Genomic DNA, 26,042 nt, shown 5'->3' on the forward strand with positions numbered 1-26,042 from the left:
TTCATGCAAGTTAGGAGAGAAACCGTATGAGTGCAAGAGATTTGAGAGATATTCCCGTGATCGCAGGTGTCATTTTAATCGTCACTATGCTAATTATCCCTTTTCCGACATGGGCATTGAGCTTTTTAATTATATGTAATATTTCTCTTGCATTGATGGTACTTTTAATCTCAATGAATATGAAAGAGCCGCTTCAGTTTTCCGTCTTTCCGTCATTGCTGCTCATTTTAACCTTATTCCGGCTCGGGCTGAATATCTCAACCACCCGCTCGATCCTTTCCACCGGCAATGCCGGCGGGGTCATTGAGACGTTCGGATCGTTCGTTGTCGGCGGCAACATCGTCGTCGGGCTAGTCGTCTTTACGATTTTGATTATTATCCAATTTATTGTGATTACAAAAGGCGCTGAACGGGTGGCTGAAGTCGCGGCCCGGTTCACGCTCGATGCGATGCCGGGCAAGCAAATGAGCATTGATGCGGACTTGAATGCCGGCATGATATCCGATCAGGAGGCGCGCGCTCGCCGGGAAAAAGTCAGCCGGGAAGCAGACTTTTACGGCGCGATGGACGGTGCCAGCAAATTTGTCAAGGGCGATGCGATTGCCAGCATCATTATCGTTCTCATTAATCTTATCTTCGGGATCATTATCGGCATGACCCAGCTCGGCCTCTCCATTAGTGATGCCGCGAGCCAGTTTTCGCTGATGACCGTTGGCGACGGCATTGTCAGCCAGGTGCCGGCTCTGCTCATTTCGACAGCAACCGGGATCGTGGTCACGAGGGCGGCATCAGACGGCAATCTTGGCCAGGACGTAATGGCGCAGATGCTGTCCTATCCCAAAATGCTATATGTCGCGGGCGGCACGATCTTTCTGCTCGGCTTGTTTACGCCGATTAATGATTTTTTAACCATGACGGTGGCAGCGGCGCTGTTCATCGGCGGTTTCCGGCTCCAGCAAGTCCCGAAAAAGACGGAACAGGAAAGCGCGGAGAAAGCGGAAGAACTCCAGCCTGAGGAATTGAAAAGCCCGGAAAGCGTCATGAGCCTGCTCGATATTGACCCGATCGAATTCGAATTCGGCTACGGCCTGATCCCGCTTGTGGATGCCAACCAGGGGGGCGATTTGCTTGACAGGATTGTCATGATCCGCAGGCAGCTCGCCATCGAACTCGGCATTGTCATTCCGGTTGTCCGGATCCGCGATAATATCCAGCTTGAGCCGAATGAGTACCGGTTGAAAATTAACGGGAATGAACTTGCCAAAGGCGAGCTTCTTCTCGACCATTATTTAGCGATGGCGCCCGGCGAAGATGACGGCTCCGTTGAAGGTATTGAGACGGTCGAGCCGGCTTTCGGAATGCCGGCAAAATGGGTGACGGAAGAACAAAAAGAACAGGCGGAAATGATGGGCTATACGGTCGTGGACCCCCCGACGGTTGTCTCGACCCATATTACGGAAACGATCCGGCAAAACGCGTATATGCTGCTCGGAAGGCAGGAAACAAAAGCGTTGATTGACCATTTGAAAGAGTCGTACCCGGTGCTTGTGGAAGAGGTAACACCGAACCCGTTGTCCGTCGGCGAGATCCAAAAAGTGCTGGCGAATCTTTTGAAAGAAAATGTTTCCATCCGAAAACTGCCGATTATCTTTGAAACGTTAGCCGACTATGGTAAATTAACAACAGATACCGATTTGCTGACGGAATACGCCCGCCAAAGTCTCGCGCGGCAAATTACGGCGCAATATGCGCAAGACGGGCAATTAAAAGTCATCACCGTTTCGGGGAAAGTAGAGAAATTGATTGCGGATGGCATCCAGCGTACGGAACATGGCAATTATCTTTCCCTGGACCCGTCCGTGTCGCAAAAAATTGTGGAATCCGTTGCACAGCAGGTTGAGAGGGTATCGCTTACCGGCAGTTCCGCGGTCATCCTTTGTTCGCCTGCCATCCGCATGTATTTGCGGCAAATGATTGAACGGTTCTTTCCTCAGGTGCCGGTTCTTTCCTATAATGAACTGGAAGCAAACGTTGAGGTACAAAGCACAGGGCTGGTGAACATAGAATGAAAATTAAAAAGTTTATGGCGCCCAATATGTCTGAAGCAATGAAACAGATCCGTCTTGAGCTTGGGGACCAGGCCGTCATTTTAAATTCAAAAGTGGTCCAGCACAAAGGCTTTCTTGGATTTATGAAAAAGCGGAACATCGAAGTAATTGCAGCCGTTGACCCGGATGCCGGGAAAAACAGTCCGGTACAAACGGCCCCTGCCCGTGGTGAAAAACCTGCGCGCGCACCGGATGCCTCCGTCCGTTCAGAAAAAGAAAGCCTGCAAAAAGAAATCGCAGCGCTGAAAAAAGTGGTCCAGGAAGTGTCGAAATTTGGGAATCCCGCTTACCAAAAGTATCCACTGCCGATTCAAAAACGATTAAACACAGGTTTGCAGCAAGGGCTGGATGAATCGCTGCTGGTTGTGATCGGAGATGCCCTGTATGAAGAATGGGAGAAAGCAAACGGCAATCTGACGGAAAACGAAATTTTAAAGCAGGCGAAGGCACTGCTTCAAAAAAAGCTCGCCCATTTGACATACGGGGGGAGCCAGAAAAAGTACGTGAACCTGATCGGCCCAACCGGTGTCGGCAAAACGACGACACTCGCCAAAATGGCTGCACAGGCCGTGCTCGAAAAAAAAGAAAAAATTGCTTTCATTACAACGGATACGTATCGGATTGCAGCGATTGAACAATTAAAAACGTATGCAAACCTGCTGAATGTGCCGCTCGAAGTGGTCTATAAATTGTCCGATTTCAAAAAAGCGATCGAAAAATTTTCCGATTTTGACCGTGTTTTTATCGATACCGCCGGCCGGAATTACAGGGAGCTGCAATATGTCCGCGAGCTTTCAGGACTCATCGATTTTCATGCGGAAATGGAAACCTTTCTGACGTTGTCGTTAACGATGAAAGAGAAAGATATGAAAGCCGTTTTTGACAGTTTTCAAAGCATCAGGATTGACCGGTTTATTTTCACCAAGCTGGATGAGACATCCACTTACGGCGCTGCGATCAATTTAATGGAACAGTATGGAAAAGGCTGTGCTTATGTGACAAACGGCCAGGATGTCCCTGATGATATGCTCGAGGCAACCCCCGGTATTTTTGCCGAATACGTATTTGGGGAGAACGACAAATGAGAGACCAGGCAGAACAGCTGCGCGCAAAGTTAAAAATGCAACACGGGATTCCGGCAAAAACGCTTGCAGTCGCAAGTGGAAAGGGCGGCGTCGGGAAGTCCAACATCTCGGTCAATTTGGCAATGGCACTTGCAGAAAGGGGAAAAAAAGTCCTTTTATTTGACCTGGATGTCGGCATGGGCAATATCCACGTCCTTCTCGGGCTTGACGCACCATACACGATCTCGGACTTTATCAACCGGAATATCCCACTTGCCCAAATGATATGCGACGGGCCGGCCGGTATTTCTTATATTTCTGCCGGCAACGGGTTTGCCCAGATTGTCGAGATGGAAGAAGCTGCTGTAACCAGGCTTGTCACAGAGCTCGAACTGCTCCAGTATGATTTTGATTACATCATTTTCGATATGGGTGCCGGCGCCGCGCCATCAAGCCTTAAAATTTTGCTTTCGGCTGATGATATTTTTATTGTCACAACACCTGAGCCGACAGCGATTACCGATGCTTATTCGATGATGAAATATATTTACATGCAGCAATTCAGCGCCCCCCTTTATTTAATTTGCAACCGGGCGGAAAAAGAAAAAGACGGGATGTTGACGTTAAACCGGCTTCAATTTACAGTTAAGAAATTTTTAGGGAAAGAAGTGAACATTCTCGGCGTTGTGCCGGAAGATGCGCATGTAAAAAAAGCTGTATCAAGGCAGCTGCCGTTTTACAGTGCATTTCCACATTCAGCGGCTGCAAGAAGAATCGATGAATTGCTTAACCGCTATGTATCCGGCAATTCGGACGGGCCCAGCCAGCGCGCACCGGTATTTATGCGGAAACTGAGGGGGCTTTTGTTGAAATCTTAAACATGCATGACAATAACAGGGCAATGAAATGACAGTTTTGAAAAACAGGGGGCAGATTTGTGAAATGGGAAAAACGTAAAGGAAGCGAACCGGAAAAAAACACGCAACCTTTGTCCGATCCTGTTCAAAGCGGACGGATAGCACAGAAAAAATTGGTTTGCATCGGAACATCGACCGGAGGCCCGCGCGCCCTGCAAACCGTTCTTTCTTCCCTGCCCGGGAATTTGGAAGCGCCCGTTCTGGTTGTCCAGCATATGCCAAGCGGATTTACAAAGTCGCTTGCCAACCGGCTGAATGCCATTTCAAACATCAGGGTGAAAGAAGCCGAGGATGGCGAAATGCTCAAGCCGGGGGCGGTTTATATTGCGCCCGGGGACTTCCATATGGGCGTGGAGGCGCACGGCGCACATCTCTTTATCCAGCTTGAGCAATCCGCGCCGGTTAACGGGCACAGGCCGGCTGTGGATAAAACATTTGAATCGGTGAGCATGCTAAAAAACTATGAAACACTTGCCATCATCATGACCGGGATGGGTTCAGACGGAACAAAAGGTTTGATCGCCTTAAAGAATCGCGGGCACGTAAGAGCGATTGCCGAAGCGGAAGAAAGCTGCATCGTTTACGGCATGCCGAGAAGTGCCATTGCCGCGAAAGTGGTGGATGAAGTTTTGCCGCTGGAAAAAATTGCGGAGGCAATCATGAAATTTATTAGTGATTAGGGTGTGGTATAGATGGAAATGAGCCAGTACTTGGAAGTGTTTATTGAAGAAAGCAGGGAACATATCCAGTCGTTAAACGAAAATGTGCTGCTACTTGAAAAAAGCCCGGATGACTTGCAAATTGTCAATGAAATTTTCCGTTCCGCCCACACATTGAAAGGGATGTCGGCAACAATGGGGTATGAAGATCTCGCCAATCTGACCCATAAGATGGAAAATGTGCTTGATGCCATCCGGAACGGGAAGCTGTCTGTAACCCCGGACATTATCGATGTGATTTTTACTGCGGTGGACCATCTGGAAGCGATGGTGGAATCGGTTGCAAACGGTGGGGACGGCAAATTGGATGTGAGCGGGACGATCGCCCGCCTCGAAGCGGTAGATCATGGTTCAGCCGGAGAGAAGAAGACGGAGAAAGAAACTTCAGCTGCGACAGCGGAAAAGGCGGAAACAGAGGAAGACGAATTTGACCAGTACGAACAGGCCGTGATTGTTCAATCGGAAGAACAAGGGTACAACTGTTACCAGTTCACGGTAAAATTGCGCAGCGACTGCCTATTAAAAGCGGCGCGGGTATTCATGGTCTTTGATATCCTTGAAAAATGCGGCGAGATCATCCATTCCGATCCGCCGGCCGACCAGCTGGAAGAAGAACAGTTTGACAATGAATTTAAAGTGACACTGATCTCAAAAGAAGACAGGGAAGAGATTCGCGAAAAAATCTGCAAGGTGTCAGAGATTGAAGATGTTAAAGCAAGCACCGTGACTCTCACAAAGCAGGATGGGCGCGGTCAACACCCGGAAACGGCAGAATCGGAGAAACCGGCAGAACCAGAGCAGAAAAAACAGGCAGCACCGGACGCAGCGGAAAAGCATCCGCAAAAACCGGCAAAAAAGCATCCGCAAAAACAGAAACATACAACCAAGACGATCCGTGTGAACATCGAGCGGCTGGATAATCTGCTGAATCTATTTGAAGAGCTGGTCATTGACCGCGGGCGCCTCGAACAAATTGCAAAAGAAGTGAACCATCCGGAGCTCAATGAAACCGTTGAAAGGATGTCCAGAATTTCCGGCGACTTGCAAACGATTATTTTGAACATGCGGATGGTGCCGGTCGAAACGGTGTTTAACCGTTTTCCGCGGCTTGTCCGCCAGCTGGCAAGAGAATTGCACAAAAAAATGGATCTCGACATTATCGGCGCCGAAACAGAACTGGACCGCACCGTCATTGATGAAATCGGCGACCCGCTTGTCCATCTGATCCGGAATTCGTGCGACCACGGCATTGAACAGCCGGAAGAAAGAAAGCGGGCAGGGAAGCCGGAAACAGGAACCATTACGTTAAAAGCTTATCACAGCGGCAACCATGTGTTTATAGAAATTGAAGACGACGGCGCCGGCATTAACCGTGAAAAAGTGTTGGAAAAAGCCATTGAAAAAGGCATTGTCAAAAAGGAAGAAGCCGGCAGTTTAACAGACAGCCAGATTTATAACCTGATTTTTGAATCCGGTTTTTCAACCGCTGACCATGTATCCGATATTTCCGGCCGGGGTGTCGGGCTGGATGTGGTGAAATCAACCATTCAATCATTGGGCGGCTCGATTTCTGTCCATTCCGCAGAAAGGCGCGGGTCCGTCTTTACGATTCAGCTGCCGCTTACCTTATCGATCATTTCCGTCATGCTTGTGGAAATCGGGACGGAAAAATATGCTGTTCCGTTATCCTCTATTGTAGAGACGGCCATTATTAAGAAGGGCGAAATATTAAAAGCGCATCACCAAAAAGTGATCGATTTCCGGGGCAAAGTGGTGCCGCTTGTCTTTTTGAATGAAATATTTGAAGTTCCGGATGCAAAGCAAAATGATGAATATGTCTCCGTACTGATTGTGCGAAAAGGGGAAAAACTGGCTGCATTTGTGGTGGACGCCTTTATCGGCCAGCAGGAAATCGTATTAAAATCTTTAGGAAATTATTTAACGAATGTATTTGCCATATCAGGCGCCACCATTCTTGGAAACGGCCAGGTTGCCCTTATCATCGACAGCAATGCGCTGATCAAATAGAAAACAAGGCGCTTGCCGCCCATTTCATTGCCCAGGAAAGAGGTTGAGATCGTTGGAGAAAGTGATCGTATTTCAGTTGAATGATAAAGAGTATGCCCTGCCGGTTACGCAGGTTTTGGCCATTGAAAAGCTGCAGCATATTACAAGAGTGCCGCTTACCGCTCCTTTTATACTTGGCGTGATGAATTTACGCGGTATCATTATTCCGGTCATTGATCTGAAAAAACGGTTTGGCATGGAGGATGACACGGACGCTGATAAGGAGGAACGCAAGCTGATCATCGTCCGGTTTGGAGAAATTGAAACGGGCCTGCTTGTGGACGAGGCGACGGATGTTCTGGATATCGACGAAAAAAAAGTGGAACCCGAGCCGGAAGTGGTAAACGCGGGCAAAGAGGACTTTATTTCCGGTGTGGCGAATATAAACGAGAGGCTTTTGCTGCTGCTTGATTTAGAAAAAACTTTAACGCCATTACAATAGGGGTATTTTAAATGGATATTAAAAATAAAATCACAAATCTTCACCTTGATGTCTTAAAAGAAATCGGGAATATCGGAGCGGGACATGCCGCAACGGCGCTTTCCAAATTGCTGCATAAAAAAATCAAAATGACGGTCCCGGATGTCCATATTGCCTCCTTTGAAGAAATTATGGAGCTGATCGGCGGCGCTGAGCTCGTTGTGGTGAGCGTGTTTTTGCGGATTGAAGGCGATGCGCCCGGCAATATTTTTTTCATCGTGCCGGTTGCCCAGGGCGAAAGATTCATTAAAGAAATGATCGAGGATCCGTCGTTCTCCTTTGAAAAGCCGCCATACCCGGAGCTCGGGCTGTCGGCGATGCTGGAACTGGGCAATATTTTGTCGGGGTCTTATTTAACGGCGCTTTCCGATTTTACGAAGCTGGATATGCTGCCTTCCGTCCCGGCACTCAGCATTGATATGTTCGGTTCCATTATCAGCTATGGTTTGATTGAACTGTCCCAGGTCAGCGATTATGCCATCGTGATTGATACAGTGCTGAGCGATGAGCAGGCGGAAAATTCCGATATGAAGGGGCATTTTTTCCTCTTTCCGGATCCGGATTCTTATGAAATCCTATTCCGTGCGCTAAGGGTTGAATTAGATGGATAGCGAAATGAACATTGTCAAAGTGGGCATTGCGGAAATGAAGATCGTCACTTCTCCCGGCCTGATCAGGACAACCGGGCTTGGCTCATGCGTTGGCGTCGTTTTGTACGATTTGCCGGCTAAAACAGCCGGGCTTGCCCATGTAATGCTGCCTTCATCCTTCATTGCGAAGAATGGAGAGCATATGAATAAAGCAAAATTTGCGGATACCGCTATTTTTGAACTGATCGGCATGCTGAAAAGCGCAGGCTGCCACCAGAGCAGACTGCTAGCAAAAATCGCCGGCGGAGCCGAAATGTTTTCTTTTTCTTCCATGAATGAAGCGATGCGGATCGGGCCGCGCAATGTCGAGGCTGTAAAACAGGAACTGAAAAAGTACCGCATTCAATTGGTGGCCGAAGATACCGGGGGAAAAAGCGGCCGCACGATTGAATTTAACCCGGGAAATGCCGTACTGACCGTGAGAACGGTCAACCAGGGTTCTGTCGAAATATGACGAGGCCGCCCCTTTGTTTTCGGGAAAAGCGATGGCAACAAGGAGGGATGCGATATGGCGGAGGAGCCAAAACAGGGTGAGGAGCAGAAAGATTGGGATTTGTGGCTTAAATCCCGTGATCCGGAAGCCGGAAATGCCCTTGTGAAAAGATATATGCCGCTTGTTTCTTTCCATGTCCAAAGAATTGCCGCCGGGCTTCCCCGCAACGTGTCAAAAGAGGATTTAAAAAGCCTTGGCATGTTCGGGCTTTTGGATTCATTAAACAAATTTGATCCGTCCCGCGAACTGAGATTTGATACATATGCTTCTTTTCGGATCCGCGGCGCGATTTTGGACGGCCTGCGGAAAGAAGACTGGCTGTCAAGAGGCACAAGGGAAAAAGCGAAAAAAATTGAAAGCGCCATTGAAAGTCTCGAGCAGAAATACTTGCGCACCGTTTCTCCAAAAGAAGTCGCTTTGGAGCTTGGCATGGAAGAAACGGAAGTCTGCACAACGATGAATGAACAGTTTTTTGCCAATGTCCTGTCGATTGAAGAAACGGGCACCGATAATGATGAACCGGAAGCAGCATCCCGGTTCGTGTCCGGGGACAGGAATGCCGGCCAGCCGGAATCCGAGCTGGAAAAAAAGGAAACCGTAAAGGAACTGGCGGAGGCCATCCGTGCCCTGTCGGAAAAAGAGCAGCTTGTGCTGAGCCTCTTTTATCAGGAAGAATGCACGCTGACAGAAATCGGCGAAGTGATGGGGCTTTCCACTTCCCGGATTTCCCAGATCCATTCGAAGGCCATTTACAAACTGCGGAATATTTTGGAAAAACGGCTGCTGTAATCAGAGGGGGTGAATCAAACGGTTATTTTTTTCCTCATTCTTTCTTTCCTATTTAATGTGCTCTCCATTTTTGCCATCATCCTGCTCTATTTACGGCAAAACCGCTTTGCCCGGGCAGAACAAAACGTCAATAAAATGGTGAAAGAAATTGAAGACATCTTTTCCGTATACCTGATGGAGTTAAAAGAAGAAAACGATGCTTTCATCAAAAAAATGAAAGCAGGCAGGATGAAAGAGGCAAGCCCGGGGGAAAAAGCAGGGCCGGAAACGGGACAGCCGGGTTCGGAAACAAAACAACCGCCTGAGACAGAAGAAACAGCGGAACTGAAGTCAGATGCGCTCATCCAGGTATCCGCAAACCGGGCGTACCGGAATGCGGCCCGGCAAATTTCAGGGGAACAAAGCGATGGGCAGCTTCAGGAAGAAAAAAGCCTTTTGCAAAAAGTGAATGATTTGCAACAAAACGGGTATACTGTTGATGAAATTGCCCAAAAATTAAATAAAGGCCGCACGGAAATCGAGCTGCTTCTCAAATTTCAGACAGGACGCGGATAATGCTTGATTCGCATTTTTTTTTATGGTATAGTAATCGTTGGTGTTATCACACACGCTTCATGATTTAAAGGACGGTGCTGCTTTTAAGCGGTCTCCTTTTGAAAAGGATTGGGGCGGAGGAAAAAAACCATAGGAGGAAATAAAATGTCAGTAATCTCAATGAAACAACTGCTCGAAGCCGGTGTCCATTTCGGCCACCAGACGCGCCGCTGGAACCCGAAAATGAAAAAATACATTTTCACGGAACGGAACGGCATCTATATTATTGACCTGCAAAAAACGGTCAAAAAAGTAGAAGAAGCTTATAACTTTGTAAAAGATCTTGCAGGCAACGGCGGAAATATTCTGTTCGTCGGCACGAAAAAACAGGCGCAGGAATCCGTTAAAGATGAAGCGGAACGTTCCGGCATGTTTTACGTGAACCACCGCTGGCTTGGCGGAACCTTAACCAACTTTGAAACGATCCAAAAACGGATTGACCGTTTGAAACAAATCGAAAAAATGGAAGAAGACGGCACATTTGATGTCCTTCCGAAAAAAGAAGTCGTCCAGTTGAAAAAAGAACACGACCGTTTGGTGAAATTCCTTGGCGGCATTAAAGATATGCGGAACCTGCCGGATGCATTGTTTGTAATCGATCCGCGCAAAGAACGCATCGCGGTAGCGGAAGCAAGAAAATTAAACATTCCGATTATCGGGATTGTGGATACAAACTGCGATCCGGATGAAATTGACTATGTCATTCCGGCAAACGATGATGCGATCCGTGCGGTCAAACTTTTGACCAGCAAAATGGCGGATGCTATTGTGGAAGCAAAACAGGGCGAAGAAGGTGCCGCTGAAGTTCCGGCCGAATCCGGCGAAGCAGCGGGCACGGAAGAAACGACTGTCGAAGCCTGATCCGTTTTCCGGCCGGGGTTTGACAGCGGCCGCACCTTACCCAAAATATCCCAATAAAAAAGGTGATAAGAAGGTTTGTGCTTATCACCTTTTTTTAGGGAGACGTACATAAACTTGAAGGAGGAAATCCGATGGCAATTACAGCTCAAATGGTGAAAGAACTTCGTGAAAAAACCGGCGCAGGCATGATGGATTGCAAAAAAGCGCTGACGGAAACGAACGGCGATATGGAAAAAGCGGTGGACTATCTTCGTGAAAAAGGGATCGCAAAAGCGGCGAAAAAGGCAGACCGCGTTGCTGCAGAAGGAACCACTTACGTATTAAGCGAAGGCAACCACGCCGTCATTCTCGAAGTCAATGCCGAAACAGACTTTGTTGCAAAAAATGCAGAATTCCAAAACCTTGTAAAAGAAATCGCTGAACATTTGCTTCAAAGCAAACCGGCCGATCTGGATGCCGCTTTACAATCAACAATGGCAAACGGATCGACTGTCAATGATTTTATTACACAGGCGATTTCCAAAATCGGTGAAAAAATTTCGCTCCGCCGTTTTGCCCTGAAAACGAAAACGGATAACGGTGCGTTCGGCGAATACCTCCACATGGGCGGCCGTATCGGTGTGCTCACTGTTCTTGAAGGCACAACCGATGCTTCTGTTGCAAAAGACGTTGCCCTTCATGTTGCAGCGATGAATCCGAAATACATCTCCCGCGACCAGGTTTCGGAAGAAGAAGTGGCCCATGAACGCGAAGTATTAAAACAACAGGCGCTGAACGAAGGCAAACCGGAAAAGATTGTGGAAAAAATGGTGGAAGGACGCTTGAAGAAATACTTCGAGGAAATTTGTGTGGCAGACCAGGCGTTTGTCAAAAATCCGGATCAAACGGTTGGGCAGTTCGTCGCTTCCCATAATGCAAAAGTGGCAGATTTTGTCCGTTATGAAGTCGGCGAAGGCATTGAAAAACGCCAGGAAAACTTTGCTGAAGAAGTCATGAATCAAGTGAAGAAAAACTAGTTTTAAAAGGGGAACACAGTGTGTTCCTCTTTTTAAAAGAAGGCAGGATTTTAACCTTGCAAAAAAAACGCCCCGTTTACCGGCAAAGATGGACCGGGGCAATTTTACATAACCATATTGGAGGTTCAAAATGGACACCCCTAAATATAAACGTGTCGTATTGAAATTAAGTGGTGAGGCATTGGCTGGAGAGCAGGGCTTTGGTATTCATCCGACGGTCATCCAGTCCGTCGCGCGGCAAGTAAAAGAAATTGTCGAGCTTGGCGTTGAAGTGGCGATTGTCGTCGGCGGCGGCAATATTTGGCGCGGCAAGATCGGCAGCCAGATGGGAATGGACAGGGCAACGGCTGATTATATGGGCATGCTCGCCACGGTCATGAATGCAATGGCCCTTCAGGACAGCCTGGAACAGAGCGACGTGGAAACACGCGTGCAGACTTCCATTGATATGCGCCAGGTGGCAGAACCTTATATCAGAAGGCGGGCCATCCGCCATCTGGAAAAGGGTCGTGTCGTTATTTTTGCCGCCGGTACGGGCAACCCGTTTTTCTCCACCGATACGACCGCCGCGCTGCGTGCAGCAGAAATTGAAGCCGATGTCATTTTAATGGCAAAAAATAATGTGGACGGTGTTTATTCTGCCGATCCGAAACTGGACAAAGATGCTGTGAAATATGAAGAGCTTTCATATCTGGATGTCATCAAAGACGGCCTCGCTGTCATGGACTCCACCGCGTCCTCTTTATGTATGGACAATGACATCCCGCTTATAGTATTCTCAATTATGGAGGAAGGAAACATCAAACGCGCCGTCTTGGGCGAAACCATTGGGACAATCGTTAGGGGGAAAATATGATGGCAAATCAGGTCATTGACACTGCAAAAGATAAAATGGCAAAAGCAATCCAGGCTTTTCAGCGCGAACTCGGCTCCATCCGTGCGGGGCGTGCAAACGCGGCCCTGCTCGATAAAATCACGATAGATTACTACGGCGCTAGGACACCTGTAAACCAGCTTGCGTCCATTTCCGTGCCGGAAGCGCGCCTGATGGTGATCCAGCCGTATGATAAAACGGTGCTGGGTGAAATTGAAAGGGCCATTTTAAAATCGGATCTCGGCCTTACGCCGAATAATGACGGTTCCGTAATCCGCCTTTCCATCCCGCCTTTAACGGAAGAACGTAGAAAAGAACTGGTGAAGCTCATCAAAAAAGAAGCGGAAGAAGCAAAAGTTGCCATCCGTAACGTGCGCCGTGATGCCAATGATGAACTGAAAAAGCAGGAGAAAAACGGTGAGATTACAGAAGATGAGCATCGTGGTTTCGCGGAAGACGTTCAGAAAATCACCGACCAGCACATTCAAAAAATCGATAAAATGACAAAAACAAAAGAGCAGGAAATTATGGAAGTCTGACTGCCGGACAAAAAACTTCCGTTGGCAAGCGGCCGATGGAAGTTTTTTATTATGTTATCAGTGCGCGCTTTTCCCGGGAGCATGGAATGTTCCGGTTCTAAAATCCTGTCATATTGCCGGAAAATGGGGCTACACACGCGTTTAAAAGGGGATACAAAGCCGGTTTTCCATACACCCCCAAACCAAATGGCCGGATCGTTTAAAAAACAGAACTACACAAACGCATCCATTTTCTCTATAATAGAGGTTGGCAAATGGAATACAAAGGTCATACCACTTTTGCCGGAAACGACTGAACACGTATGGCCGCGGTACCGTGCATAAAGTTGCAGGCGGATACCATTTGGAGGGCAAATGTGCATATGAATTTAAAAAGATGGAAATCTTTCGATAAAGAAGGCCGCGACACGACAACCCGCGGCGAAAAAGTGAAAGCTGCCGCCATCCCGGAACATGTCGCCATCATCATGGACGGCAACGGAAGATGGGCGAAAAAACGCCATTTGCCGCGGGTGGCCGGCCATCACGAAGGCATGAAAACCGTCCGGAAAATTACCCGTATCGCCAACCGGCTCGGAATCAAAGTATTGACGCTGTATGCTTTTTCAACAGAAAACTGGAAACGGCCAAAATTAGAAGTGGAATACTTAATGAAGCTGCCGGAAGAATTTTTATCCACTTATCTTCCCGAGCTGAAAGCGGAAAATGTGAAAGTGCAGATGATGGGGTGCAAAGAAAAAATCCCGCTTCATACTCAAAGGGCCATCAATAAAGCGATCAGTGAAACGGCGCAAAACGACGGGCTGATTCTCAATTTTGCGTTGAACTACGGGAGCAGGGATGAAATTATGCGCGCCGTGAGAAATATTTTAATGGATGTAAAAAATGGTATAATGAATGAAAACGAGCTGACCGAGGAAGTGTTCCACCAGTACTTAATGACGCACGGCCTGCAGGACCCCGACCTTTTAATCCGGACGAGCGGGGAAATCCGGCTCAGCAATTTTATGTTGTGGCAGCTGGCGTATACGGAGTTTGTGTTTACCGATGTGTTATGGCCGGATTTTAATGAGGAACATTTTTTAAGTGCGATTGAAGAATATCAAAAACGTTCCCGAAGATACGGCGGTTTAAAAAGTGAGGAGCAGTCTGAATGAAGCAAAGAATCATTACAGCCATCGTGGCAGCAGCTTTTTTTATTCCTTTTGTGATATACGGGAGATGGCCGTTTGCGCTGCTCGTGTATGCCATGGCGACCGTTGCGCTATACGAGCTGTTGCGGATGGGAAAACAGTCATTTTTTTCCTTTGGCGGCCTCCTTTCCGTCCTGCTGCTTTGGCTGATTTTATTTCCATCAAAGTATATGCATGTCATCGCACAAACAGGCTTTTCAAAGCTTGAATTGGTGTATATGATCGTGCTGCTTTTTCTTGCCTACATGGTGGTGACGAAAAACCGGTTTACATTTGAGCAGGCTGGTTTCCACATTTTGTCCGCCATCTACGTTGGCATCGGCTTTTATTATTTTATTGAAACAAGAAATGCGCCAGATGCGGGCATAACCTATATTTTTTACGCCCTGTTTCTCATTTGGGCAACGGATTCCGGCGCTTATTTCGTCGGACGGGCTTTTGGAAAGCATAAGCTGTGGCCAGAGATCAGCCCGAATAAAACGGTTGAAGGCGCGCTTGGCGGCGTACTGTGTGCGGTCATTGTTGCTGTGCTGTTTTTTTTCTATTCCAATATCGGCCTCGGGCTCGGGCGGCTCATGGTGTCCACGGTCGTCCTCTCCGTTTTCGGCCAGATTGGGGATTTGGTGGAATCCGCGTATAAACGGCATTACGGGGTAAAAGACGCAGGGAAAATCCTGCCCGGGCACGGCGGCATTTTGGACCGCTTTGACAGTTTATTGTTTGTCCTCCCGCTTATCCATTTTTTAAAAATGATGGCGGGATAGAAAAAGAGGTGGATAGCATTGAAGCAAATCAGCTTATTGGGGGCGACGGGCTCCATTGGTACACAAACGCTGGATGTGATCCGGAACCATCCGGAAGCATTCCGGCTCGCGGCCTTTTCAGCAGGGAGAAATCTCAATTTAACGAGGAAAATTATTTCGGAGTTTCATCCGGCGCTTGTCTCTGTCGCTGACAAAGAAGACTGTGCCCGGCTGAAAACCGAATTCGGGGACAGCCCGGTTGTGCTCTACGGGGAAAAAGGGATGGTCGAAACGGCGGTATATGCCGAATCGGATATTTTGGTCAATGCGGTGCTTGGCAGTGTCGGGCTGTTGCCGACTTTGGAGGCGATCCGGGCGGGGAAAACTGTTGCGATCGCCAATAAAGAAACGCTCGTCACAGCTGGCCACCTCGTGATGGATGCAGCAAGGCGCGCCGAAACTGAAATTCTTCCGATCGACAGCGAGCATTCCGCCATTTTTCAATGTTTGCAAGGGGAAAACCGGGATGAGATCGAACGGCTCATCATTACCGCATCCGGCGGCAGTTTCCGTGATTATACAAGGGAACAGCTTGAAACCGTCACCGTAAAAGATGCGATGAACCACCCGAATTGGTCGATGGGCGCCAAAATCACGGTTGATTCGGCAACCATGATGAATAAAGGGCTCGAAGTCATTGAAGCACACTGGCTGTTCGGCCTTCCCTTTGAAAAAATTGATACTATCCTGCACCGCGAAAGCATCATCCACTCTCTCGTCGAATTCCGTGACAGCAGCGTAAAGGCGCAGCTCGGGATGCCCGATATGCGCATCCCGATTCAATATGCGCTCGGATTTCCAAAAAGGTTGCCGCTACCGGATGCAAAGCGGCTCGATTTGGCGGAAATCGGCCGGCTTCATTTTGAAAAAATGGATGAAGAACGCTTTTACTGCCTGAAACTTGCCTATGAAGCCGGAAAAGCCGGCGGATCGATGCCGGCCGTGCTGAATGCGGCCAATGAGGTGGCGGTCCATGCCTTTTTGCAGGAAAAAATTTCGTTTTTGCAAATTGATCAGTTGATTGAAAAGGCGCTTGCAAGGCATAATGTAATTATACACCCTGATTTGGAAACGATCTGGGCCGTTGACCGTGAGACGCGGGACTATGTGGCCTCGCTCATATAAGCGGGAGCTTGCCCGGAGTTCCTGAAAAAGGCGGAGACTATTTTAAAGTAAGGTGGTATTCATTTGACGACAGTTATAGCCTTTATTTTGATTTTTGGTTCACTTGTCATTTTCCATGAAGCCGGGCATTTCTTTGTTGCCAAAAAAGCCGGGATTTTATGCCGCGAATTTGCGATCGGATTCGGCCCGAAGATCCTTTCGTTTAAGAAAAACGAAACGCAGTATACCGTCCGCCTGCTTCCGATCGGCGGATACGTACGGATGGCGGGGGAAGACCCGGATATGCCGGAGTTGAAGCCAGGCCAGCGGGTTGGGCTGCTTTTCGATGAAAACGAAGCCGTTGAAAAAATCGTGGTGAACGGAAAAGACCGGTATACCGGATTGCGCATGATTGAAACGGAATCTGCAGATCTGGAACGTGCGCTTGTAATCAAAGGCTATGAAGAAGGCGATGATGAACACCTCCGGACGTTTAAAGTGAAAAGGGATGCCGTGCTTGTCGAAGACCGGATGGAAATGCAAATCGCGCCTTGGGACCGCCAGTTTGCCTCCAAATCGCTTGGGAAGCGGGCGCTCACGATTTTTGCGGGCCCGCTCATGAATTTCGTTCTGGCAGCCCTTGTCTTTACCCTTATGGCCGTGGTGCAGGGGGTGCCGATGACCGATCCGGTGCTCGGAACGGTTGTCAAGGACAGTGCTGCGGCAAAGGCCGGGCTGCATAAAGGGGATACAGTGATCAGCATTGACGGTGCCGAAATCTCGACGTGGAATGACATTGTCGACGTGATCCAAAAACACCCTGATGAAAAAATTACGTTTACAGTGGAACGGAACGGCAAAACAATGGACATTCCGGTGACGCCAAAAAGCATTTCAGAGGACGGGAAGACCATCGGGAGAATCGGCGTGACCAGCCCGGTTGACCATTCCCCGCTGAAAGTAGCCACGTACGGCATTACACAGACATACGTTTGGACGGTGGAAATTTTTAAACTGCTTGGCCACCTGATCAGCGGCGGCTTTTCCATTGATATGCTGTCAGGCCCTGTCGGCATTTACAAATCAACAGAGACCGTCGCCAAGTCGGGCATCATTTATTTGTTTAAATGGGCAGGATTGTTGAGCATCAACATCGGGATTATGAACCTGCTCCCGCTGCCGGCTTTAGATGGCGGCAGGCTGCTGTTTTTCGGCATCGAAGCATTGCGGGGCAAACCGATTGACCGGCAAAAAGAAGGCATCGTCCATTTTATCGGTTTTGCGCTCCTGATGCTGTTGATGATTATTGTCACCTGGAATGATATCCAAAGATTTTTCCTGTAAAGTTTCCGGTTTCGAGGGGGTTCCAGCGGGCCCTGTTGCAAAAGGGCCTGCTTCCTTACCTGCTTTACGGAGACGGTTATAAAATGGATTTGCATTTTTGATCCGCCATTAGCCCGGTTTGGCCCGCTCGTCTTCACAAGCAACGCCAAATCTTCGTATTTTTACCGTGCGGATCCCTTTTAAAATCTGCATTTCTAGCACCCTGGCCCGGCTTTTGATTTACAATCTCTTACCATCCAACCTTGGACCTGGTTTGCTGAATCGGGGGAATAGAAACGAAGGAACGTAATCAACGCGACTGATCTATAATAAATGAATACGGGAGTGCGATGTATGAAACAGAGCAAATTGTTTATTCCGACATTGCGGGACGTACCGGCAGAAGCCGAGGTGAAAAGCCATCAGCTGCTGCTCCGTGCCGGTTACATACGGCAAATTGCAAGCGGTGTTTATACGTATTTGCCGCTCGCGAAAAAAGTCTTACATAAAATTGAAGCGATTATCCGCGAAGAATTGGAAGCTATCGGTTCCATGGAATTGCTGATGCCGTCCCTCCAGCCGGCGGAATTGTGGCAGGAATCGGGGCGCTGGTATTCTTACGGGCCGGATTTGATGCGCCTTAAGGACCGGCATGAACGGGACTTTGCGCTCGGGCCGACGCATGAAGAAGTGATCACAAGTTTAATTCGGAACGAAGTAAAATCGTATAAACGCCTGCCGCTTTCTTTATACCAAATTCAAACGAAATTTCGGGATGAAAAGCGCCCGCGTTTCGGCTTGCTGCGCGGACGGGAATTCATCATGAAAGACGCGTATTCTTTCCATGCCAACAAAGAGAGCCTTGATGAGACGTATAAGGATATGTATCGGGCTTATACCAATATATTCTCGCGGTGCAAACTGGATTTCCGCGCCGTATTGGCGGACTCGGGCGCGATCGGCGGGAAAGATACGCAGGAGTTTATGGTGCTGTCTGAAATCGGGGAAGACACCATTGCGTATTCCGACTCATCCGATTATGCGGCAAATATTGAAATGGCGGAAGTGAAGACCGTTTACACAAAGCCGGATGAAGCGGAAAAACCGCTCGAAAAAATTCCGACCCCGGGGCAAAGAACGATCGCGCAAATTGCGGACTTTCTAAAGGCAGATCCTGAAAAATGCCTGAAGACCCTTGTGCTGAAAGCGGATGATGAATATGTCATTGTGCTGGTCAGGGGCGATCATGACGTAAATGAAGTCAAAGTCAAACATCTTCTCGGTTCTGAAACGATTGAAATGGCAGATCCGGAAGCCATCAAGTCGATCATGGGGGCGGATCCCGGTTCGCTCGGCCCTGTCGGCGCGCCGGAACAGATCCGGATTTTGGCCGATCACGCCGTCCGCTATGTAGTCAACGGCATTTGCGGTGCCAATGAGAATGACTTCCACTATGTGAATGCGAATCCGGAGAGGGATTACCGCGTCGATCTATACGGGGATCTCCGCAATATCCAGGAAGGCGACCCGTCACCGGACGGAAAGGGAACGATCCGGTTTGCACGCGGCATAGAGGTCGGGCATATTTTCAAACTCGGCACAAAATACAGTGAGGCCATGCACGCCGCCTTTTTAGACGAAAACGGCAGGGAGCAGGTCATGTTGATGGGGTGTTACGGGATTGGTGTCTCCCGCACTTTAACAGCAGTGTGCGAACAGCATAACGATGATAAAGGGCTTGTTTGGCCTGTCAATCTGGCGCCGTTTGACGTGCATCTCGTTCCGGTAAATATGAAGGATGCCCAACAATCCGCCCTTGCAGAATCGCTCCATGCGGAACTTGAAAAGCAGTTTACCGTCTTGATGGATGACAGAAACGAGCGCCCGGGTGTGAAATTTGCGGATTCCGACCTGATCGGCCTGCCTGTCCGGGTAACCGTCGGGAAAAAAGCGGCGGAAGGCATCGTCGAAGTGAAAATCAGAAAAACCGGGGAAGTGCTCGAAGTGAAAAAAGAGGATTTGGCCGAGACAATTTCTAATATTTTAGCACAACTTGCTTCATGACAGGGGCATCGGCTTACCGGCCGGTGCTTCTCTTCTTTTCCTGCAAAAAAGAGGCAGAAAATGTTTTGCCTGGAAAATTTCAACACCCGAACCTTTCAACACTACCGGGAAAAATTCCGGAAAGATTGCATTCGGGACGCTTGTTTTTTAAGATAAAGATAGATTGAATGAAAAAGGATGGGAGAGGACAAGATGATTGAAAATCCCGCCGGAAAGAAAGAAAGGTTCCAGATTTTGCTCCGGCAGCTGGAACTGCTTGATGACAGGTTTTACGAGCATTTTAAATACGGAGAAATTGAAAAACTAGTTGTGGAACGCCAGTCAAAGCGATGGCATTTTTATTTTTTGCTCGAAAAAATTCTCCCCTTTGAAGTGTACTTGACATTTACAACCCGTTTGCGCCAGGCTTTTCAGCATATTGCCGACGTCCGTTTTTCAATCCGGGCGAAAGACCCTTCTTTTGGGCCGGCGCTGATTGCCGATTACTGGAAAGCGTGCCTAGGAGAACTGGAAGGCATGTCGCCGATGCTTTTGTCCCTACTTGCGGAGCAGGTGCCGTCACTTTCCGGCAATAAGCTGGTGGTAACCGGCCGCAATGAACCGGAAGCAGCGACATTAAAACAAAAATACGGGGAATGGATCGTCCGTTTTTACGAACGGGCCGGTTTTCCGCAGCTGATGTTTGACACGGAAATTTCGGCGGCACCTGAAGCAAGTGAAGCATACGCCAAATTTATGGAAGAAAAGAAAAAAGAAGATGAGGAACGGGCAAAACAGGCCGTTCTCGAAATGCAGAAGCACGTGAATGAGCAACAGAGCGGGGAAGAAACGCACGACGCGGGACCGCTTATGATCGGGCTGAGAATCCCGCCCGATGATGATATCCGCCGCCTTTCCGAGATTGTTGATGAAGAACGGCGGATTACGGTGGAAGGCTATGTGTTTGACGTCGAAACGAAAGAACTGCGCAGCGGGCGGACGCTTTTGACGTTAAAAATCACCGATTATACGAGCTCCATTCTCGTGAAGATGTTTTCGCGGGATAAGGAAGATGCCGCACAATTTGCCCGCGTGAAGAAAGGGATGTGGCTGCGTGCGCGCGGCAGCATCCAGAACGATACGTTTGTCCGTGATCTGGTCATGATCGCCAACGATCTTTCTGAAGTAGCCCCGCGCGTCCGGAAAGACCATGCGCCGGAAAATGAGAAGCGGGTCGAACTCCATCTCCATACGCCGATGAGCCAGATGGATGCGGTCACTTCCGCGTCTACCCTTGTCGCCCAGGCAAAAAAATGGGGCCATCCGGCGATTGCGATCACAGACCACGCCGTCGCGCAAAGTTTTCCGGAAGCTTACAGCGCCGGCAAAAAGAACGGTATAAAAGTCATCTTCGGCGTTGAAGCCAATCTTGTCGACGACGGGGTGCCGATTGCCTATAATGATGCGCACGTCCACCTTGATGAAGCGACATATGTCGTCTTTGACGTTGAAACAACGGGATTATCTGCCGTTTATGATACGATCATCGAAATCGCTGCGGTGAAAATCCAAGACGGCGAAGTGGTCGATACGTTTGAACGGTTTGCCAATCCCGGACGTCCGCTGTCCAATACGATTATTGAGCTGACCCATATTACCGACGATATGTTAAAAGATGCGCCGGACATTTCCGAAGTGTTGAAAGAATACAATGAATGGATTGGCGACGCGGTGCTTGTAGCCCACAATGCTTCGTTCGACATCGGGTTTTTAAACGTTGGCCTGAAAAAAGCCGGGCTGCCGAAATCCAATAACCCCGTCATTGATACGCTCGAACTCGGACGGTTTTTATATCCGGATTTCAAAAACTACCGGCTGAACACGCTCGCGAAAAAATTCAATGTGGAACTGACCCAGCACCACCGCGCAATCTACGATACGGAAGCAACAGGACAAATCTTTTTAAAAATGCTGAAAGACGCCCGTAACCGGGGGATCACATACCATGACGAGCTGAACCAGTATATGGGGGAAGGCGGCGCGTACAAGCGGGCGCGCCCGTCGCACTGCACGCTGCTTGTCCGGACGCAGGAAGGCTTGAAAAATTTATTTAAACTGATTTCTCTTTCCCATATCGATTACTTTTACCGTGTGCCGCGTATTCCGCGTTCCGAGCTGCAAAAGTACCGGGAAGGCATTCTCGTCGGGTCCGGCTGTGACAAAGGCGAAGTATTTGAAGGCATGATGCAGAAAGATCCGGCGGAAGTAGAGGAGATCGCCCGCTTTTATGATTATCTTGAAGTCCATCCGAAAGAAGTGTACGCCCCGCTCATCGACCAGGAACTGATAAGGGATGAAAAGGCGCTTGAAGAAATCATCACGAAAATCGTCAGGCTCGGGGAAAAATTAAATCTGCCGGTTGTCGCAACAGGCAATGTCCATTATTTAAACCCCGAAGACAAAATTTACCGGAAAATCCTGATCAGCTCCCAGGGCGGTGCCAATCCGCTGAACCGGCACCGGCTGCCGGACGTGCATTTCCGCACGACGGATGAAATGCTTGCATGCTTCTCGTTTTTAGGCGAAGAAAAGGCAAAAGAAATCGTGGTTGACAACACGAATAAAATTGCCGGCTTAATCGAGGACGTCAAGCCGGTAAAAGATGAGTTGTACACGCCGAAAATTGAAGGGGCGGAAGAAGAAATCCGCGAGCAAAGCTATAAGCGCGCGAAAAGGATTTACGGGGATCCACTTCCCGAAATTGTCGAAGCACGGCTTGAAAAAGAGCTAAAAAGCATTATTGGTCACGGATTTGCGGTCATTTATCTGATTGCCCATAAACTTGTCAAGAAATCATTGAATGACGGTTACCTTGTCGGTTCGCGGGGGTCTGTCGGCTCTTCGCTTGTTGCAACGATGACGGAAATCACCGAAGTCAACCCGCTCCCGCCGCATTATGTGTGCCCGAACTGCAAGCATTCCGAGTTTTTCAATGACGGTTCGGTCGGTTCCGGTTTTGACCTGCCGGATAAAAACTGCCCGGCGTGCGGGGCAAAATACAAAAAAGACGGCCATGATATTCCGTTTGAAACGTTCCTTGGCTTTAAAGGGGACAAGGTACCGGATATTGACCTGAACTTTTCGGGCGATTACCAGCCGCGCGCCCACGCCTATACAAAAGTGTTGTTCGGCGAAGAGTATGTATACCGCGCCGGCACGATCGGCACGGTTGCGGAAAAAACGGCCTACGGCTATGTAAAAGGGTATGCCCAGGACCATAATCTGACATTCCGGAGCGCGGAAATTGACCGGCTTGTCCAGGGCTGCACCGGGGTGAAACGGACGACCGGCCAGCATCCGGGTGGCATTATCGTCGTCCCGGATTATATGGATATATACGATTTTACGCCGATCCAGTATCCGGCGGACGATCACAATTCGGAATGGCGGACAACGCATTTTGATTTCCACTCGATCCACGATAATATTTTGAAGCTTGATATACTCGGGCACGATGATCCGACCGTCATCCGCATGCTCCAGGACTTAAGCGGGATTGACCCGAAAACGATCCCGACCGATGACCCGGAAGTGATGAAAATTTTCAGCGGGCCGGAACCGCTCGGGGTTACGGAAGAGCAGATTATGTGCAAAACCGGCACGCTCGGCATTCCGGAATTTGGCACAAAGTTTGTGCGCCAAATGCTCGAAGATACAAAACCGACGACTTTTGCCGAACTGGTCCAGATTTCAGGGCTTTCGCACGGAACGGACGTATGGCTCGGCAACGCCCAGGAACTGATCCAAAACGGCACATGCACCCTGCCTGAAGTAATCGGCTGCCGGGACGATATTATGGTCTATTTAATCTATCAGGGCTTAGAGCCGTCCCTTGCTTTTAAAATTATGGAATCGGTACGGAAAGGGAAAGGGCTCACGCCTGAAATGGAAGAGGAAATGATCAAGCAAAACGTGCCAAATTGGTATATTGAATCGTGCAAAAAGATTAAATATATGTTCCCGAAAGCCCACGCCACCGCCTATGTGCTGATGGCGGTAAGGATCGCTTACTTCAAGGTGTACCATCCGCTGATCTACTATGCGACGTATTTTACGGTGCGCGCGGAGGATTTCGATCTCGATGTCATGATCCACGGCTCGAATTCCATCAAGGCAAAAATCAGTGAAATTAATGCAAAAGGGATGGACGCATCGGCGAAGGAGAAAAGTTTGCTGACCGTGCTCGAACTGGCGCTTGAAATGACGGCGCGCGGCTTCCGCTTCCAGCCGATTGATTTGTATCGATCGGAAGCAGACAAGTTTGTCATTGACGGCGATTCGCTCATTCCGCCGTTTAATGCGATTCCGGGTCTTGGTACAAACGCCGCGGTCAATATCGTAAAAGCGCGTGAAGAAGGTGAATTCCTTTCAAAAGAAGACTTGCAGCGCCGCGGAAAAGTCTCCAAAACGATTATGGAATACCTTGACGGGCACGGCTGCTTAGAGTCGCTGCCGGAGCAGAACCAGCTGTCGCTTTTCTAAATACGGGTTAAGGACCGCTGTTTGCTTTTTTTTGCCTGTTATGGTATAGTTTTTTATGGAAATACTACGGATAAACGCTCGTGCGAAAGAGTGGGGCCATCACCCCGCTCTTTCGTGTTTTAAATCGGATTTTTGAGGAGGTCAGCATGAGTAAAGTCGTTGAAGTGGTGGAACAACTGGCATCCCCGGTTGTGGAAGGGCTCGGCCTTGAACTTGTTGATATTGAATACGTCAAAGAAGGAAAAAACTGGTTTCTTCGTGTTTATATTGACAAAGAAAACGGGGTCGATATCGAAGAATGCGGGCTCGTCAGCGAACGGCTCGGGGAAAAGCTCGATGAAGCGGACCCGATTCCCCATAATTATTTCCTTGAGGTTTCCTCCCCGGGTGCGGAACGCCCGTTAAAAAAAGCGCGTGACTTTGAACGTGCTGTCGGCCGGACCGTCCTCGTGAAAACGTATGAACCGCTTGACGGGGAGAAAACGTTCCAGGGAAAATTGATTGCTTTTCACAACGGGTGCCTAACATTAGAATGTAAAGTGAAAACGAAGAAAATCGAGAAGGAAATTCCGTATGACAAAGTGGCCAACGCACGGCTTGCCGTTGAATTTTAAAAATGCATCATTTTTCAAAAAATGAAGGGGGATCCAATTTCCATGAGCTCAGAACTGGTAGATGCGCTTACGATACTTGAAGAAGAAAAAGGAATTTCGCGGGATGTGCTCGTTGAAGCCATCGAAGCCGCGCTTGTATCGGCATACCGCCGCAATTTTAACCAGGCACAGAATGTAAGGACGGATTTAAATCTGGCGAACGGGACGATCCGTGTGTTCGCGCGTAAAGACGTGGTTGAAGAAGTATTTGACCCGCGCCTTGAAATTTCGCTTGAAGATGCCCAGAAAATCAATCCGTCTTATGAAATCGGCGATGTTGTCGAATTGGAAGTCACGCCGAAAGATTTTGGCCGGATCGCCGCACAGACAGCAAAACAGGTTGTCACGCAGCGCGTCCGGGAAGCGGAACGGGGAATCATTTACAATCAATTTATCGACCGTGAAGACGAGGTCATGACCGGGATTGTGCAGCGGAAAGATCCGCGTTTTACGTATGTCAGCCTCGGAAAAACAGAAGCACTGCTGCCGCCGGGGGAACAATCCCCGAATGAAACGTACAACCCGCATGACCGGATTAAGGTCTACATTACAAAAGTCGAACGGACAACAAAGGGGCCGCAAATTTTTGTCTCGCGCACCCATCCCGGCCTTTTAAAACGGCTGTTTGAACTTGAAGTGCCGGAAATTTACGATGGCATCGTAGAAATCCGTTCGATCGCCCGCGAAGCAGGGGACCGTTCGAAAATTTCGGTTTACACCGACCGCCCGGAGGTTGATCCTGTCGGCGCATGCGTCGGGCCTAAAGGGCAGCGCGTCCAGGCGATTGTAAATGAACTTCACGGGGAAAAGATTGATATTGTAAAATGGTCGGACGACCCGGCTAAATTTGTAGCAAATGCGTTAAGCCCTGCAAAAGTGCTTGATGTGCTTGTTGACGAAAACAATAAGGCTACAACGGTCATCGTTCCGGATTACCAGCTGTCGCTTGCAATCGGGAAACGCGGCCAAAACGCCCGGCTTGCCGCGAAACTCACAGGCTGGAAAATTGATATTAAGAGCGAAACGGATGCAAGGGAGTCAGGCATTTATCCGCGTTCTGAAACCAATGATGACATAGACGGGGAAACACCGGGGCTTTTTGATGACGATGATGCCGGCCGCACTTCCGAAGCACTGGCCGTACCGGATGCGAAAGAAGCGGATCTGCCTGAAAACGGCGGGAAAGATGAAGAGATCGAATAAGGAGTG

Annotated in this window: 22 protein-coding genes; all 22 read left to right on the top strand. The window is 48.9% G+C overall.

Features of this window, described 5'->3' with window-relative positions; all coding sequences use genetic code 11:
- Positions 1-26 precede the first annotated feature (26 nt).
- The 22 genes from flhA to nusA all read left to right on the top strand — a co-directional run bounded on the left by flhA (position 27) and on the right by nusA (position 26,036).
- Entirely contained in the window at positions 27-2,069 is a 2,043-nt protein-coding gene (gene flhA / locus NSS95_RS06075; RefSeq protein WP_014095437.1) for a flagellar biosynthesis protein FlhA, read from the top strand.
- Entirely contained in the window at positions 2,066-3,193 is a 1,128-nt protein-coding gene (gene flhF, locus NSS95_RS06080; RefSeq protein ID WP_014095436.1) for a flagellar biosynthesis protein FlhF, read from the top strand. The genes flhA and flhF overlap by 4 nt, the downstream gene beginning before the upstream one ends.
- Entirely contained in the window at positions 3,190-4,050 is an 861-nt protein-coding gene (locus NSS95_RS06085; RefSeq protein ID WP_014095435.1) for a MinD/ParA family protein, read from the top strand. Before flhF ends, NSS95_RS06085 begins: the two co-directional genes overlap by 4 nt.
- A 59-nt stretch (positions 4,051-4,109) precedes the next feature.
- Entirely contained in the window at positions 4,110-4,769 is a 660-nt protein-coding gene (locus NSS95_RS06090; protein ID WP_014095434.1) for a CheB methylesterase domain-containing protein, read from the top strand.
- 12 nt (positions 4,770-4,781) lie between these two features.
- The gene (locus tag NSS95_RS06095; RefSeq protein ID WP_168985995.1) at positions 4,782-6,836 is read left to right on the top strand and encodes a chemotaxis protein CheA; all 2,055 of its coding nucleotides are present in this window, start codon (positions 4,782-4,784) and stop codon (positions 6,834-6,836) included.
- A 52-nt stretch (positions 6,837-6,888) separates the two neighbouring features.
- Positions 6,889-7,317, top strand: coding sequence for a chemotaxis protein CheW (locus NSS95_RS06100; protein WP_168985996.1), 429 nt, complete (start codon positions 6,889-6,891; stop codon positions 7,315-7,317).
- Between the two features lie 11 nt (positions 7,318-7,328).
- Positions 7,329-7,967 (top strand): chemotaxis protein CheC, encoded by a 639-nt coding sequence (locus NSS95_RS06105; protein WP_014095431.1) that lies wholly within the window; start codon positions 7,329-7,331, stop codon positions 7,965-7,967.
- On the top strand, positions 7,960-8,460 hold the full coding sequence (locus NSS95_RS06110; protein ID WP_014095430.1) for a chemotaxis protein CheD: 501 nt from the start codon (positions 7,960-7,962) through the stop codon (positions 8,458-8,460). The genes NSS95_RS06105 and NSS95_RS06110 overlap by 8 nt, the downstream gene beginning before the upstream one ends.
- A 54-nt stretch (positions 8,461-8,514) precedes the next feature.
- Complete coding sequence (locus NSS95_RS06115) at positions 8,515-9,288, top strand: FliA/WhiG family RNA polymerase sigma factor (RefSeq protein WP_014095429.1); 774 nt, start codon at positions 8,515-8,517, stop codon at positions 9,286-9,288.
- Between the two features lie 9 nt (positions 9,289-9,297).
- Positions 9,298-9,843 carry a hypothetical protein gene (locus NSS95_RS06120; RefSeq protein WP_061565825.1) on the top strand — a complete coding sequence of 182 codons (546 nt, stop codon included), beginning with the start codon at positions 9,298-9,300 and terminating at the stop codon, positions 9,841-9,843.
- Positions 9,844-9,987: 144 nt separating this feature from the next.
- On the top strand, positions 9,988-10,743 hold the full coding sequence (rpsB, locus tag NSS95_RS06125) for a 30S ribosomal protein S2 (RefSeq protein WP_014095427.1): 756 nt from the start codon (positions 9,988-9,990) through the stop codon (positions 10,741-10,743).
- Positions 10,744-10,874: 131 nt separating this feature from the next.
- Positions 10,875-11,759 (top strand): translation elongation factor Ts, encoded by an 885-nt coding sequence (tsf, locus tag NSS95_RS06130; RefSeq protein WP_014095426.1) that lies wholly within the window; start codon positions 10,875-10,877, stop codon positions 11,757-11,759.
- 130 nt (positions 11,760-11,889) lie between these two features.
- Positions 11,890-12,615, top strand: a complete 726-nt coding sequence (gene pyrH, locus NSS95_RS06135; protein ID WP_014095425.1) for a UMP kinase — start codon at positions 11,890-11,892, stop codon at positions 12,613-12,615.
- On the top strand, positions 12,615-13,172 hold the full coding sequence (frr, locus tag NSS95_RS06140; protein WP_026104623.1) for a ribosome recycling factor: 558 nt from the start codon (positions 12,615-12,617) through the stop codon (positions 13,170-13,172). Before pyrH ends, frr begins: the two co-directional genes overlap by 1 nt.
- A gap of 362 nt (positions 13,173-13,534) precedes the next feature.
- Complete coding sequence (locus tag NSS95_RS06145) at positions 13,535-14,329, top strand: isoprenyl transferase (RefSeq protein WP_014095423.1); 795 nt, start codon at positions 13,535-13,537, stop codon at positions 14,327-14,329.
- The gene (locus NSS95_RS06150; protein WP_014095422.1) at positions 14,326-15,129 is read left to right on the top strand and encodes a phosphatidate cytidylyltransferase; all 804 of its coding nucleotides are present in this window, start codon (positions 14,326-14,328) and stop codon (positions 15,127-15,129) included. Before NSS95_RS06145 ends, NSS95_RS06150 begins: the two co-directional genes overlap by 4 nt.
- Positions 15,130-15,147: 18 nt before the next feature.
- Positions 15,148-16,293 (top strand): 1-deoxy-D-xylulose-5-phosphate reductoisomerase, encoded by a 1,146-nt coding sequence (locus NSS95_RS06155; RefSeq protein ID WP_340713837.1) that lies wholly within the window; start codon positions 15,148-15,150, stop codon positions 16,291-16,293.
- Positions 16,294-16,356: 63 nt separating this feature from the next.
- On the top strand, positions 16,357-17,616 hold the full coding sequence (rseP, locus tag NSS95_RS06160; RefSeq protein ID WP_014095420.1) for an RIP metalloprotease RseP: 1,260 nt from the start codon (positions 16,357-16,359) through the stop codon (positions 17,614-17,616).
- A gap of 333 nt (positions 17,617-17,949) precedes the next feature.
- Entirely contained in the window at positions 17,950-19,659 is a 1,710-nt protein-coding gene (locus NSS95_RS06165; RefSeq protein WP_014095419.1) for a proline--tRNA ligase, read from the top strand.
- Positions 19,660-19,851: 192 nt separating this feature from the next.
- Positions 19,852-24,180, top strand: a complete 4,329-nt coding sequence (locus tag NSS95_RS06170) for a PolC-type DNA polymerase III (protein ID WP_035181738.1) — start codon at positions 19,852-19,854, stop codon at positions 24,178-24,180.
- A 146-nt stretch (positions 24,181-24,326) separates the two neighbouring features.
- Complete coding sequence (gene rimP, locus NSS95_RS06175) at positions 24,327-24,794, top strand: ribosome maturation factor RimP (RefSeq protein WP_017551543.1); 468 nt, start codon at positions 24,327-24,329, stop codon at positions 24,792-24,794.
- Positions 24,795-24,836: 42 nt separating this feature from the next.
- The gene (gene nusA, locus NSS95_RS06180) at positions 24,837-26,036 is read left to right on the top strand and encodes a transcription termination factor NusA (protein ID WP_017551544.1); all 1,200 of its coding nucleotides are present in this window, start codon (positions 24,837-24,839) and stop codon (positions 26,034-26,036) included.
- The last annotated feature ends 6 nt before the right edge of the window (positions 26,037-26,042 follow it).

Source organism: Weizmannia sp. FSL K6-3076, from assembly GCF_038007245.1.
GTDB classification, from domain to species: Bacteria; Bacillota; Bacilli; order Bacillales; family Bacillaceae_C; genus Weizmannia; species Weizmannia faecalis.